A 13618-nucleotide genomic window follows, 5' to 3' on the forward strand; every position below is an offset into this window, starting at 1 on the left:
CCGGGGTGAGTATTCGAAGGCGGGATTTTGACCCGCCGAATTGTCCAAAAAATGCTCAGTTTTCAACGGGTTGATGGGTTCGGCGAGTCAACCTGAGGGGTTGTGCCGGTGTTGGGAGCACCGGTGGAGAGATCGTCTTTGGTAAATACTGGATACCCGCTAATCAGCTACTAGACTATTAGTTAAACGGCGTCCCCGCCGTGGGCAAGACGGAGGTTGCATTGGACAAAAACATGAAAATCCTGATTGTCGATGATTTCTCGACAATGCGCCGGATTATAAAAAACCTGCTGAGGGACTTGGGCTTCACCAATACGCACGAAGCGGATGATGGTATGACGGCGCTGCCGATGCTGAAAAGCGGTGATTTCGATTTCCTCGTAACCGACTGGAATATGCCCGGGATGACGGGTATCGATCTGTTGAAGGCGGTTCGTGCCGACGACAAGCTGGCCTCTCTACCCGCCCTGATGGTGACGGCCGAGGCCAAGCGGGATCAGATTATCGAGGCGGCGCAGGCGGGGGTCAACGGCTACGTCGTCAAACCTTTTACCGCACAGGTGCTGAAAGAGAAGATAGATAAAATCTTCGAACGAATTGAGTAAACGCCGTCTATTTCTGCGCCGATCACTCACCGGTATATAAAAGGTTTGGTAATGGGAAATCAAAGCGACGAGCACCGAGAAGAGGTTTTTATTGCCGAGCTTCGCGACTGTGCCGAGTCACTCATCGAACAGCTCCAACAGGAAAACTACAACGAGGCTTCCAGGTTGATTCAGAATCTGGCCCGCACACGCGACAGTGACATCTTTCAGTCGGTTGGCAAGCTGACCCGAGGTTTGCACAATGCCATTGCCAATATCCCGATCGGCACCGAGGTGGGGACCGCGACGGAAAATAACGGTATTCAGGATGCCTCCGATCGCCTCAATTATGTTATTGACCTGACCCAAAAGGCGGCCGACAACACCATGGATATGGTGGATGCCGCCACCCCGGTCGCCGCGCAGTTGGGGCGGGAGGCGGCGGGGCTGAAAGGGGAGTGGGCGCGGTTGAAGAACCGGGATATGGCAGTCGGTGAGTTTCGCAGCCTCTACACGCGCATTGACGAACACCTGGACCATACCTGCGCGAGCACCGAAAAACTGAGCGGGAGTTTACAGAACATTGTTTTAGAACAGGGCTTTCAGGACCTGACGGGGCAGGTGTTGAAGCGGGTTATCGGCCTGCTGCAGGATGTGGAGCGGGACCTGGTCGATCTGGTGCGCATCGCCGGCCAGGTAGAGGACATTACAGGTTTGACCGGCACTGCCGATAAAGCCAGCGCGCCCACTGCCGTAAAAGAGGGCCGCGATACGAAAGCCGAAGGACCACAGATACATGCGAGCACACGTGACGATGTGGTTTCGGGACAGGACGATGTCGATGATTTGCTGTCGAGTTTAGGGTTTTAAGGGGCCATAAATGAGTTTCAGTGATGACGAAGATATCCTGCAGGATTTTTTGGTTGAAGCCGGAGAGATTCTCGAGCAACTCTCCGAGCAGCTTGTCGACCTCGAACAGCGTCCCGATGATACCGAACTGTTAAATGCCATCTTTCGCGGCTTCCACACGGTCAAGGGTGGTGCCGGTTTCCTGCAATTGAACGCCATGGTGGATTGCTGCCATGTGACTGAGAATCTGTTTGACATCCTGCGCAACGGCAAACGGGCGGTGACCTCCGAGTTGATGGATGTGGTGCTGCAGGCGCTGGATACCGTCAACAACCAGTTTGACGCCATCTCCAATCGCGAGGAGCCGCCTCTGGCTGAGCCAGAGTTGATTGCCCAGTTGGAGCGCCTGGTGTCCTGTGAAGACCTGACTGAGGCCGCTGTCGCCGACAGTGAGCCGGCTGCGGCGGCGGAGCCGGCGCCGGTTGCCGGGGCGGATACCGCTGCTGCGGAGGGCGATATATCAGACACGGAGTTTGAACAGCTACTCGACGCTATCAGCGACACCGATGCCGCCGCCGCACCTGCCGCCGGTGGTGGGGATAGTGACGAAATTACCGAGGGCGAGTTCGACGCGCTGCTGGATCAGTTACACGGCAAGGGCAAAGGGCCGGCAACCGGTGACAAAGACGCACCTGTAGGCACCTCGTCAGAGACAGGTGCCACTCCGGCAGAGGCGGCCGCCGGCGCTGCAGCGGCGTCCGACAGCGACGAAATTACCGAAGAAGAGTTCGAGTCGCTGCTCGACCAGATACACGGCAGTGGCCGCGGACCGGGCGGTGAAACACCGGCGGCGGCTGCCCCGGGCGATAAACCGCCGGCGGCGGCTGCCCCGAGCGGTGAGGCCGCGCCGCCGCCGGCCGCAAAGGCCGGGGACGATCTGATTACCGAAGACGAGTTTGAAGACCTGCTGGATCAATTGCACGGCAAGGGCAAGGCGCCCGCCAATGAACAGGATAAAGCCGCAGCGACACCGCCGCCGGCCGCCAAGGCGCCGGCGCCCAGTGCGCCGGCGGCCAAGAAAACGCCGCCGAGCGCGCCACCGGCAAAACCCCCGGCAGCCGCCGCCGCGGCCGCCACCGCGGCGCCGGCGAAACAACCTGCGGCCCGGCCCGGTCGCGAGGGCGGTCAGGCCGGCGCCGGCGAGACCACGGTGCGAGTCGATACCCAGCGTCTCGACGATATTATGAATATGGTGGGTGAACTGGTGCTGGTGCGCAACCGACTGGTGCGCCTGGGCTTAAGTTCCAACGATGAGGCGCTGGGCAAGGCGGTTGCCAACCTCGATGTAGTGACGGCGGATTTGCAGAGCGCGGTCATGAAGACCCGCATGCAGCCGATCAAAAAAGTCTTTGGTCGCTTCCCGCGGGTAGTGCGGGACCTGGCTCGCAACCTGAAAAAAGAAATCAATCTGGAGCTGCAGGGTGAGGATACCGATCTCGACAAAAATCTGGTCGAGGCGCTGGCCGACCCCCTCGTGCACCTGGTGCGCAACGCCGTCGATCACGGTATCGAGCTGCCCGCCACGCGCGAAGCCAACGGCAAGCCTCGCGTCGGCACCGTGGTTCTCGCGGCGGAGCAGGAGGGTGATCACATCCTGCTGACCATCACCGACGACGGCGGCGGTATGGATGCCGATAAACTGCGCGGTATTGCCGTAGATAAAGGTGTTCTCGACGAAGACGCGGCGCAGCGGCTGTCGGACACCGAGGCCTACAGTTTGATTTTTGCCCCCGGCTTTTCGACGAAAAAAGAAATTTCCGATGTCTCCGGGCGCGGCGTGGGTATGGATGTGGTGAAAACCAAAATCACCCAGTTAAACGGCTCCATAGAAATACAGTCAAAGCTCGGTGAGGGTTCACGCATCATCATCAAGGTGCCTTTGACCCTGGCCATCATGCCGACCCTGATGATCATGCTGGGTGAGCAGACCTTTGCCCTGCCGCTGGTGAGCGTCAATGAGATTTTCCATATGGACCTCACCAAGAGCAATGTGGTCGACGGGCAGGAGTGTGTCACCATCCGCGAAAAGGCCATTCCCATCTTTCATTTAAAACACTGGCTGGTAAACGGTCAGTTTGGTGCGGCAGTGCCCGAAGAGGCCCACGTGGTGATTGTCTCTGTCGGCACCCAGCGGGTGGGCTTTGTCGTCGACCAGCTTATCGGTCAGGAAGAAGTGGTTATCAAACCGCTGGGTAAAATGTTGCAGGGGACGCCGGGTATGGCCGGCGCCACCATCACCGGCGATGGCACCATTGCCCTGATACTGGATGTGCCGAGCATGCTGCAGCGTTACGCGGACAGCCCATGATTGACCGGGCCGGTCGCGGTGGGCGGGGACAGTGGTAATGCCTATCAGAGTGTTGGTGGTGGATGATTCCAACTTTTTCCAGCATCGCCTGCAGGGGATGATTGGCGAGCACCCCGACCTCCAGGTGGTAGGCATCGCCGCCAACGGCCGCGAGGCCATTGCCAAAGCCGAGCAGCTCAACCCCGATATCATCACCATGGATTACGAAATGCCGGTGCTCGACGGCGTGTCGGCGGTGCGCGAAATCATGGCCCGCCGGCCGGTGCCGATTCTTATGTTCTCGTCGCTGACCTACGAGGGCGCGCGCACAACGCTCAATGCCCTGGAGGCCGGTGCCGTCGATTTTATGCCGAAAGACTTTGCCGAAGTTTCTCGCGGCTCGACGGCGCTGAAGAAAAAACTGCACGAGCGACTTATTGCGATTGCCCGCCGCCAAGGTCGCCCCGGTGCGGCCAGGGGGCCCGCGCGCGAGGCGACGGCGAGTGCCAGGGAAACGGCGGCTGTTGCCGTTGCCAGAGAGAGTAAAAGCCTGAAAAACCGCATCAGCCTGGTGGTGATCGGTGCATCCACCGGCGGTCCGGTTGCGCTCACTGAGGTGTTGACACAACTGCCGGCGGATTTTCCCGCCGCCCTGGCCCTGGTGCAGCATATGCCGGCGAACTTCACCCGCGCGTTTGCCGAGCGCCTGAATAAACAATGCGCCATCGAAGTCCGAGAGGCGTGCGACGGCGACCGCCTGGCGCCGGGCACGGCGTTGCTGGCGCCCGGCGGCCGGCAATTGCTGTTCAAACGGCGCGACAGGGGGGCGGTCCGGGTACACCCCGGGGACGACCGCCTGAACTACAAACCCTCGGTGGATATCAGCTTTGCATCGGCCGCTGATGTCTATGGCGACCGGGTCCTGGCGGTGGTGTTGACGGGCATGGGCGCCGATGGTTGTGAGGGCGCCCGGCTTTTGAAAGCCAAGGGCGCCACCGTCTGGTCGCAGGACGAGGCCAGCAGCCTAATCTACGGTATGCCGATGGCGGTGGCGCGCGCGCGGCTCAGCGACCTGGTGCTGGGTCTGAAGGATGTGGGACCGCGCTTGACTAGGGAGCTGTGAGATGGACCTGCTGAGTATCTTCGGCGTCATCCTCGGCTTCGCCGCGCTGCTCGGCGGCAACTTCCTGGAGGGGGGCACCTGGGAATCCCTGTTGAACGGGCCGGCGGCGGTGATTGTGGTCGGCGGCACCCTCGGCGCGGCGATTCTGCAGACGCCGCTGGCGCATTTGAAACGTGCACTCGGTATTTTCAGTTGGATTTTCCGGCCCCCGGTGCAGGCCTTCCAGCAGGGCATCGACAAGATTGTGCGCTGGGCGCTGACAGCCCGTAAAGAGGGGCTGCTCGGGCTGGAGACGCTGGCTGAGACCGAGGTCGACCGCTTTGCCCAGAAAGGGCTGCAGTTGCTGGTCGACGGCAGCGAGCCGGAGGCTATCCGGCGGGTTATGGAAACCGAGTTGATCATCGGCGAGCAGCGCGACCAGGATGCGGTAAAGTTTTACGAGAGCATGGGTGGCTATTCCCCCACCATCGGTATTATCGGGGCCGTTATGGGACTGATTCACGTGATGGGCAACCTGGCCGATCCCAGTGAGCTGGGGCCCGGTATCGCCATAGCGTTTGTGGCGACCATTTACGGCGTGGCGTTTGCCAATCTGTTTTTGCTGCCGGTCGCCAACAAACTGAAGATGTGTATCCACGAACAGTCGCAGTTTCGCGAGCTGATGGTCGAGGGCATTATCGCGATTGCCGAGGGGGAAAATCCCCGGGCCATCGAGCTGAAACTAAACGGGTATTTGAGATAGCCCAGCCTCGACCACTCAAGTTGTGTCGCTGCCAGCCGACAAGTGTAAGCGAGTGTATCTCAGGGATCGACCCCGCAGGGACGCATACTGATTCGAGGCTGCTGCCATGCCCCGTCGCCGTGCCGCCGACATCAATATCAACCACGAGCGCTGGCTGGTGTCCTATTCCGATTTCATCACCCTGTTATTTGCGTTTTTTGTGGTTATGTATTCGGTGTCTCAGGTCAACCAGGACAAGTACCGGGTGTTGTCCGATACCCTGATGCACGCCTTTAACAATGAACCGCCGCAGTCGCTCAAGCCCATCCAGGTCGGCCAGCCGCGCCTGGCGGTGGAGCCGGCGGCTATTGCACTTGCTGAAGGAAAGCAGACCGGTGAGTTTAGCGGCGACGGGGCGTTTGAAAAAATGGCTGACTTGCCGCAGTTGTCCGATCAGTTCAGCGATCAGTTTGCCGAGCTGATCGATGCCGAACTGGTGCGCGTCAACAGCAACGAGTTCTGGCTCCAGGTGGAGTTGAAATCGAGCATCCTGTTCCCCTCGGGCAGTGCCGAGCCCGGCGCCCGGGCGCTGGTGATTTTCGAGGAGATGGCGGCGATGTTGGAAGGCTTTGACAACCCGGTGCAGGTCGAGGGTTTTACCGACAGCATCCCCATCAGCAATCAGCGTTACGCCAGCAACTGGGAGCTGTCCGCCGCCCGCGCCGCGGCGGTGGTCAAGTTGTTGGCCGGGGGTGGGGTGGCACCGCAGCGGTTGTCGGCGGTGGGTTACGGTCAGTTCCAGCCGATAGCCGACAATGCCACGGCGCAAGGTCGCGCCGAGAATCGACGGGTCGTATTGATGATCGCCCGCCAGCGCCAGCAGCGCCCGGCGATCAGTACACCGGAGCAGTTCGAAACGGCGGTTGCCGGTTCGCAGCCGCAGGTGGGGCAGGAGGTTGGGTCGCTCGATAGCGGCGCGCTCGACAATCGCGACGCCGGCACTGCGGAGCCGGGTGTCGCCGCCGGGCGCGAGGGTATTGTACCGGTGGAACTCGAGGGCGGCGGTCTGTTGTTCAGCAGTGATCCGGATTTGCCGAGGACCCCGAGTCTGCCGGAGAACGAGTAGAGCGCTTAGGGGTAGCGCTTAGGGGTCGTAGTGCTTGCTTCTTAGCCAGTGCGGTCTGTGAGCTTAGCTGCTCGCTTAGGGGTCGTAGTGCTTGCTTCTTAGCCAGTGCGGTCTGTGAGCTTAGCTGCTAGCGCTTAGGGGTCGTAGCGCTTAGGGGTCGTAGTGCTCGCTTCTTAGCCAGTGCGGTCTGTGAGCTTAGCTGCTGGAAAACTTGCGACGAGTTGCCGTTGGCTGATTGATTTTAGCGCTTAGGGGTCGTAGTGCTCGCTTCTTAGCCAGTCCGGTCTGAGAACCTGGCTGCTGACAGACTTGCGACGAGTTGCCTTTGGCTGATTGTTTTTCAAGCACTACGACCCCTTTAAATCGTCCTCGCTTAAATTAAGTGCCGTTAATCCCAGGCCCATTTTTTGCATCGAACACTCAAGCAATTCACTTGAGTCGACAGTAGGGGATACCGAGCTTGCAGGTCTGGACAGTGGCGAATCAAAAAGGCGGTGTCGGCAAGACCACCACCAGCGTGGCGCTGGGCAGCCTGGCCGCCGGAGGTGGCTCGCGGGTGTTGCTGCTCGACCTGGACCCGCACGGTTCTATGAGTTGCTACTTTCGTCAAAATCCCGACACTGTCACCCGCAGTTGTTTCAATCTGTTTCGCGACCGGCAGGCGCTCGACCCCGCCGTCGTCAGTCGCCAGGTGATTGAGACGGCCTATGACAATCTCCACTTGCTGCCGGCCTCCACCGCACTGGCCACACTGGAACGCAAGGCCATCGGACCGGACGGCGCCGGTCTGGTGGTTGCCGGGGCGCTGGCGCACATCGCCGATATGTACGATCTCGTCATCATCGATACTCCACCCCTGCTGGGCGTGCTGATGATCAATGCGCTCGCCGCCTGCCAGCGGCTGGTCATTCCGGTGCAGACGGAGTTCCTGGCCTTGAAGGGACTGGAGCGGATGGTGCACACCCTCGAGATGATGAGCCGTTCGCGCCGTGGCGGTATCGACTATACCATTGTGCCGACCCTGTTTGATCGCCGTACCCAGGCATCGGTCGGCAGTCTGCGCAGCATTCGCAATACCTATGGGGAGCGGGTCTGGCCCGGGCGAATACCGATCGACACTAAATTCCGCGATGCCAGCAAAGCCGGTGTACCGCCCCATATTCTCGCCCCCCAAAGTCGCGGCGTGCGCGCCTACCAGTCGCTGCGCAAATGGCTGTCGCAGGCGCCCCGGGACCTGTCCCCCGCCTGCGGCGTTGGAGGTGGTGCGTGAGCGAGCGCGAATCCCCCCAGGATACTCTGCAACAATATTTCGATGAGCTGCTGTTGGATACTGCGCCGCCCGCCGATGCGCCCGCGCCTCTGGCGCGTCCGCCGGCGCCGTCACCGGTGCCCGAGACGGCGCCGGCGATTGTTGCCGAGCGGGCTGAGCGGGTGGCGAAACTGCTGCAAAGCCGGCCTCTGATGCCCGATCCGCCGCCGGCAACGGAGCGGGAACCGGTACCTCCGGCACCCGTGGTCGACACCGCGGCCGCCGCTATTCCCTTGGAGGATATTCCCGCAGCGGCTAGTCCCGTAGCAGATGATCCCTTAGCAGATGATCCCTTAGCAGATAGTCCCCCAGCGGACAGTCCCGTAACGGATAACCCCACAGCAGAAGCGCCTGCGATTACAGTGCCGATAACAGAGGATATCCCGCCGCAGGCAGAGACGACCGGTCGGCCCGAATCCGAAGCTGCCCCTGATGTACTGCCCGCTCATGCACCGGTCACCGCCGCGCCGGCGGCAGCGGTTCAATGGCTCGACAACGGCCGCCCGGACTGGGCCCAGGCGCGTTTTGAAGCGCTGTTATTTCAGGTCTCGGGTCTTACGCTGGCGGTGCCGCTGATTTCCCTGGGTCAGATTCAGCCACTGAACGATGCCCTGACCCCGCTGTTCGGCCAGGCGGACTGGTTTATGGGCTTACAGCCGACGCCGATGGGGGACATTCGCACCCTCAACACGGCCAAATTCGTCATGCCGGAACGTTACAACGAGCGCTTTCTGGAGACGGCCAAATACGTGATCTCGATTAGTGGCCTGTCCTGGGGTATGGCGGTGGATTCCGTCAATCAGCCGATTACGCTGGACCCGGACGACGTGATATGGCGCACGCAGCGCTCGCGGCGGCCCTGGCTGGCGGGTACGGTCAAGGAACATATGTGCGCGCTGATCGATGTGCCGATGATGGGAAAGCTGTTAGTCGATGCGGAGAAGCCGTAAGTCAATACGATTAGGACGATTTACAGCCCGCCGCAGATCACCAGTGCGACTGGCCACGGGTTTTCTCCCGTGTTTTGCCATTAATAATCCCGGCCGGCTGGCATAGAAGCTGCTTTCTTCTATAGTAAGGATGTAGTCTCGCTTGTTTTTTGACACCGATGCGCACGAGGAATTGACACTATGGCAACGGGTTCCACCAAGAGTAAAAGCAGCGAAGATCCGATACTGCAATGGGTGACCTTCCGCCTGGCGGGAGAAACCTACGGCATCAACGTGATGCAGGTTCAGGAAGTGTTGCGTTACTCGGAGATCGCACCTGTGCCCGGAGCGCCGGCTTATGTGCTCGGTATCATCAATCTGCGCGGCAATGTGGTCACCGTTATCGATACCCGTCATCGGTTTGGCCTGCCCTCGGGCGAGTTAACCGACCACACCCGGATTGTGATTATCGAGGCCGACCACCACGTGATCGGCATCCTGGTCGATAGTGTGGCCGAGGTGGTTTACCTGCGGCTGTCGGAGATTGAAACCGCGCCCAATGTCGGTAACGAAGAGAGCGCGAAATTTATCCAAGGCGTTTGCCACAAGAACGAAGAGCTGTTGATCCTGATCGAACTCGACAAGCTGCTGACCGATCAGCAGTGGGCGGAACTCGAAGGGGTGTGACGGCGCGGAGGTAACCATGATGATGGCAGCTTGGATCGATATTGCGCTGGTGGCCAGCACCCTGACCAGCGGCCTGGCGGTACTGCTGGCGTTGCTGTGCAGTGTGCGGCAACGGCGCCAGGCCCGGTTGACCCGGCAGCTCTACCAGCAGTTGCAGCGCGAACTGCAGGTTGCCAACAGCGGCGCCATGGGTATGGGGCGGCGTTTGGTCGGGGTGGAGCGGCGACTGAAGTCCACCGTGCACAGACAGCAACAGTTTGAGCAGCAGGGCGAAAATCAAGCGTCCTATTCCGAGGCAATTACTCTCTTCGACACGGGCATCGACGCCGCCGAAGTGGCCCGTCGATGCAACCTTTCCCAGGCCGAGGCGTCACTGATGGAAATGATGCACCGGCATATGAAGGATGGCCGGCGCGCGACCTGGGCCTGAGCGCCGTTGCGCCGTCTGCCGCCGGGCGAAGTCCGTCAACCATGCACCGTCAAACCACCGCTTTATTCGTAGCGACCGCACTCGTCCTGAGCGCTTGTGCGGTTATCGATGTGCGCGAGACGACGGCGTTTAACACCGGTCGCGGTGCGGTGCCGCACCAGACCCTGCGGGATATACGCCCGCAGCAAACGCGCGCCGACTGGCTGCTCCAGCACCTGGGTTACCCCGAGCGGATAACGCCGCAGGCGGACGCTGCGGAAATCTGGCACTACCGCCTCGAAGAGCGTCGCGATAACCTGTATCGCCTGATACTGCTGTTCCAGTACCGCGCTTCCAAGACCTACCGGCGCGATGTTTATCTGAAGCTCGTCGATCGGGTCGTGGTGGACATCTGGGGAGACCTCGACATTGAAAGCGCCCCACCGCCACCGGGATCGCCGGTGATAAATCGCAAGAAAAAACACAACCTGTTGCCGGACGAGGCCGCGGCACCGGCGGCGTTCAGTTTGCCGGCGCCGGCTTTGGCTGGGCGTCGAACTGTCGGCCGCTGATCCCTTTGCTGTCCGGTCCCATCAGATACAGATATAAACCCATCAACTCGGCAGGTGTCTTGAGGGTGGCGGGGTCTTCGGCCGGATAGGCGCCGGCGCGCATTTTGGTGCGGGTGGCGCCGGGGTTGATACTGTTGACGCGAATCGAGGTGGTGCCGTCGAGTTCCTGGGCGAGAATCTGCATCAGGTTTTCAGTGGCCGCCTTGGAGACTGAGTAAGCGCCCCAGAAGGCTCTGCCCTGTAGCCCCACCGAAGAACCGGTGAAAATCAACGAGGCGTGATCGGATTTTTCCATTAGCGGCAGCAGCGCCCGGGTCATCAGAAACGGCGCGGTGACGTTGACCTGCAACACCCGCTGCCAGACATCGGCGGCATAGTGTTGGATGCTGGTGCGCTGGCCCAGTTCGCTGGCGTTGTGCAGCAGACCGTCGAGGCGGCCGAACTCCTGTTCCAGCGTCTGGTGCATATCCTCGTAGTCCTTCTCTACCGCTCCCTCGAAATTGATCGGGTAGATTGCCGGTTGCGGACCGCCTGCCGCCTCGATTTCATCGTAAACCGTTTCCAGTTTTGGAATCGTGCGGCTCAACAGCACCACCGTGGCACCGTGGGCGGCGTAGGCCATCGAAGCCGCCCGGCCGATACCGTCACTGGCACCGGTGACGGCAATGACCCGGTCCTTCAACAGTTGGCTGTCGGCACGGTAGTTAAGCAGGTCTTGCGTATCGGTCATATATCGTACTCTGTGGTTCTGTTTGTCGCAGTGCTTGTGCCTGACGAGCGCCTGCCTCTTACGGGCATGTGTTTGTGGCGCGACTAACCAGTTGATCACTGCACCTGTTTACAGCTACGTCTTATAGCTACATCTGCTGCTCACTGCACCATCCGGAGTTTGACTCCCGACCCGTTCTTGACGAGCCGTTTGTGCGAATCGCCGGCGCCAACCTCCTGTTCCCGGCGTTTGGCCCCTTCTGCGCGGCTACTGGCCCGGCGGCGGGGCCCGGGTGACCAGAGCAGCGTCGGCGCAGGCAGGCGCTGCTCTGGCAGATGATAAAGGTAAGTTTCCGGCGGCAACAGGGATATCGCGCCAAATAGTTACAGATAGCCTTCGATTATGGGCCAAAGCTCCGTTGCGCTGTGCGCTATGTGATCGGCGTCCCACTGGCTTGCGGCACCGGTATCGGCCAGGTAGCCGTAGGCCGCGGCGATGGTCGGCATACCGGCGCGGCGGCCGCACTCGATGTCGCGCACATGGTCGCCGATATAAATGGCGTCGCCGGTGTCGCAGTTGAGCCTGGTGCAGGCCAGCAGCAGTGGCTCCGGATCGGGTTTGGTTTGGCTGACGTGGTCCGGACAGACGGTGACGCCGGGCGCCAGCGCCAGCGCCTGCAGCAGCGGTTGGGTGTAGGCGTCCGGTTTATTGGTGACTATGCCCCAGGCAAGGTCCCGCGCGGTGCATTGTTGCAACAGCGGGGCAATGCCGTCGAACAGGCGGGTGTGAACTGCCAGGTTATCCCGGTAGATGGCCAGCAGGCGCTGGCGCAGGGGTTCGAAGTCGCTGTCGGTTTCGGTCAGTTCAAACCCCAGCGTCACCAGCGCCCGGGCGCCCTCGGAAACAGTCGCGCGAATGCGCTCGGCGGGCAGCGGCGCCCTGCCTTCCTGGGCCAGCAACTGATTCAGTGTCACCACGAAGTCGGGCGCCGTATCCAGCAGCGTGCCGTCCAAATCAAACAAGACCGCTTTCAAAGTCACGGCGTCTCTCCCGCGCCGGCGGCAGCTTCGGTGCCGGGGGCGGCGGGTTTGCGGGCGTGTACCAGGTAGTTGACCCCGACATCGCGCGGGTTGAGCCGGTAGGTTTTGGTCAACGGGTTGTAGGTCATGCCGGTGATATCCACCAGGGTCAGGCCCGCCGCGCGCAGCCAGGCGCCCAGCTCCGAGGGGCGAATAAACTTGGCGTATTCGTGGGTGCCTTTGGGCAGTAGTTTCAAGACATACTCGGCGCCGATGATGGCGAAGGCGTAGGCTTTGGGGGTGCGATTGATGGTGGAAAAATACAGGTCGCCCCCGGGTTTGGTGAGGTCGGCGCAGGCCTGAATGACCGAGCCCGGGTCGGGTACATGTTCGAGCATTTCCAGGCAGGTGACGATGTCGTAGTGTTGTGGTTGCTCGGTGGCCAGCGCTTCGGCGGTGGTGCGCTGGTATTCCACCTCGACCCCGCTCTCCAGGCGATGCAGCTCGGCGACCTTGAGCGGCGCTTCCCCCATATCGATGCCCTTGACCCGGGCGCCGCGCTGCGCCAGCGCCTCGCACAGGATGCCGCCGCCGCAGCCGACATCCAGCAGCCGGCGTTCGGCCACCGGCGAGGCGCGGTCGATATAGTTGCTGCGCAGCGGATTGATATCGTGCAGGGGCTTGAACTCCCCCTGGCGGTCCCACCAGCGGCTGGCGAGGGCTTCGAATTTTGCGATTTCGGCGCTGTCTACGTTGGTCATGTGGATTCCTGGTGCTTTTACGCTTTGCTTTCTATCTATGTGTACTGTCTGTTTACTGTTGCTATTCAACTGCGGTTGCTTTTCTACTGTGTAGTAGACGATTTATGTGTACTAACCGGCTTCTGATAAAGCGTATTGGTCATGAAGTTTCGATGAGTCCTGACAGTCAAGTGTGTACCAGGAGTGGACAGTTTGCTTTCTGTATCACCTGCGGCAGCAAGGTGCGGGGCCGTATGGTGCGGGGTCCGCGTATGCTGCGGGGTCGGAGCGTATGCTGCGGGGTCGGAGTGCTTGAATTTTGACCAGGCCGTTCCTGGTCAAAATTCAAGCACTCCGACCCCTATCTACCTCAAGCACTCCGACCCTATCCGCTCCGGCGGCACGGTGCGGGGACGTAACTTTAGTTGCGTCCCCTTCGAGGGGTCCCACTCCCATCCGCGATGGCACCTCTACCTTCGCTCGCGGAGAAGGTT

14 protein-coding genes are annotated in these 13618 nt (G+C 60.8%); 11 read left to right on the forward strand and 3 right to left on the reverse strand.

What is annotated here, in order from left to right:
* Window positions 1–221: 221 nt before the first annotated feature.
* From cheY to FKG94_RS05965, 11 genes are all read left to right on the forward strand, one after another.
* On the forward strand, window positions 222–605 hold the full coding sequence (gene cheY / locus FKG94_RS05915; RefSeq protein ID WP_142903270.1) for a chemotaxis response regulator CheY: 384 nt from the start codon (window positions 222–224) through the stop codon (window positions 603–605).
* 51 nt (window positions 606–656) lie between these two features.
* Window positions 657–1454: a protein phosphatase CheZ gene (locus FKG94_RS05920; protein WP_142903271.1), complete on the forward strand. Its 798-nt coding sequence runs from the start codon at window positions 657–659 to the stop codon at window positions 1452–1454.
* A gap of 10 nt (window positions 1455–1464) precedes the next feature.
* A complete protein-coding gene (locus FKG94_RS05925; RefSeq protein WP_142903272.1) occupies window positions 1465–3801 on the forward strand; it encodes a chemotaxis protein CheA in 2337 nt (778 codons plus the stop codon).
* Between the two features lie 37 nt (window positions 3802–3838).
* Complete coding sequence (locus tag FKG94_RS05930; RefSeq protein WP_142903273.1) at window positions 3839–4903, forward strand: protein-glutamate methylesterase/protein-glutamine glutaminase; 1065 nt, start codon at window positions 3839–3841, stop codon at window positions 4901–4903.
* Window position 4904: 1 nt separating this feature from the next.
* The gene (locus FKG94_RS05935; RefSeq protein WP_142903274.1) at window positions 4905–5645 is read left to right on the forward strand and encodes a flagellar motor protein; all 741 of its coding nucleotides are present in this window, start codon (window positions 4905–4907) and stop codon (window positions 5643–5645) included.
* A 106-nt stretch (window positions 5646–5751) separates the two neighbouring features.
* Window positions 5752–6750, forward strand: a complete 999-nt coding sequence (gene motD, locus FKG94_RS05940) for a flagellar motor protein MotD (protein ID WP_142903275.1) — start codon at window positions 5752–5754, stop codon at window positions 6748–6750.
* A 460-nt stretch (window positions 6751–7210) separates the two neighbouring features.
* Window positions 7211–8020 (forward strand): ParA family protein, encoded by an 810-nt coding sequence (locus FKG94_RS05945; protein ID WP_142903276.1) that lies wholly within the window; start codon window positions 7211–7213, stop codon window positions 8018–8020.
* A complete protein-coding gene (locus FKG94_RS05950; protein WP_142903277.1) occupies window positions 8017–9009 on the forward strand; it encodes a chemotaxis protein CheW in 993 nt (330 codons plus the stop codon). The genes FKG94_RS05945 and FKG94_RS05950 overlap by 4 nt, the downstream gene beginning before the upstream one ends.
* Window positions 9010–9189: 180 nt before the next feature.
* Complete coding sequence (locus tag FKG94_RS05955) at window positions 9190–9675, forward strand: chemotaxis protein CheW (RefSeq protein WP_142903278.1); 486 nt, start codon at window positions 9190–9192, stop codon at window positions 9673–9675.
* Window positions 9676–9691: 16 nt separating this feature from the next.
* Window positions 9692–10105: a DUF2802 domain-containing protein gene (locus FKG94_RS05960; RefSeq protein WP_142903279.1), complete on the forward strand. Its 414-nt coding sequence runs from the start codon at window positions 9692–9694 to the stop codon at window positions 10103–10105.
* Window positions 10106–10146: 41 nt separating this feature from the next.
* Window positions 10147–10656, forward strand: coding sequence for a hypothetical protein (locus FKG94_RS05965; RefSeq protein WP_142903280.1), 510 nt, complete (start codon window positions 10147–10149; stop codon window positions 10654–10656).
* On the opposite strand, the gene FKG94_RS05970 is transcribed toward FKG94_RS05965, so the two are convergent.
* The 3 genes from FKG94_RS05970 to ubiG form a co-directional block, all read right to left on the reverse strand.
* Complete coding sequence (locus FKG94_RS05970) at window positions 10607–11386, reverse strand: YciK family oxidoreductase (protein ID WP_142903281.1); 780 nt, start codon at window positions 11384–11386, stop codon at window positions 10607–10609. The genes FKG94_RS05965 and FKG94_RS05970 overlap by 50 nt on opposite strands.
* Before the next feature lie 362 nt (window positions 11387–11748).
* Window positions 11749–12405 carry an HAD family hydrolase gene (locus FKG94_RS05975; protein ID WP_142903282.1) on the reverse strand — a complete coding sequence of 219 codons (657 nt, stop codon included), beginning with the start codon at window positions 12403–12405 and terminating at the stop codon, window positions 11749–11751.
* Complete coding sequence (gene ubiG / locus FKG94_RS05980; protein WP_142903283.1) at window positions 12402–13145, reverse strand: bifunctional 2-polyprenyl-6-hydroxyphenol methylase/3-demethylubiquinol 3-O-methyltransferase UbiG; 744 nt, start codon at window positions 13143–13145, stop codon at window positions 12402–12404. Before ubiG ends, FKG94_RS05975 begins: the two co-directional genes overlap by 4 nt.
* Between the last annotated feature and the right edge of the window lie 473 nt (window positions 13146–13618).

The organism is Exilibacterium tricleocarpae (assembly GCF_007004655.1).
GTDB lineage: Bacteria > Pseudomonadota > Gammaproteobacteria > Pseudomonadales > Cellvibrionaceae > Exilibacterium > Exilibacterium tricleocarpae.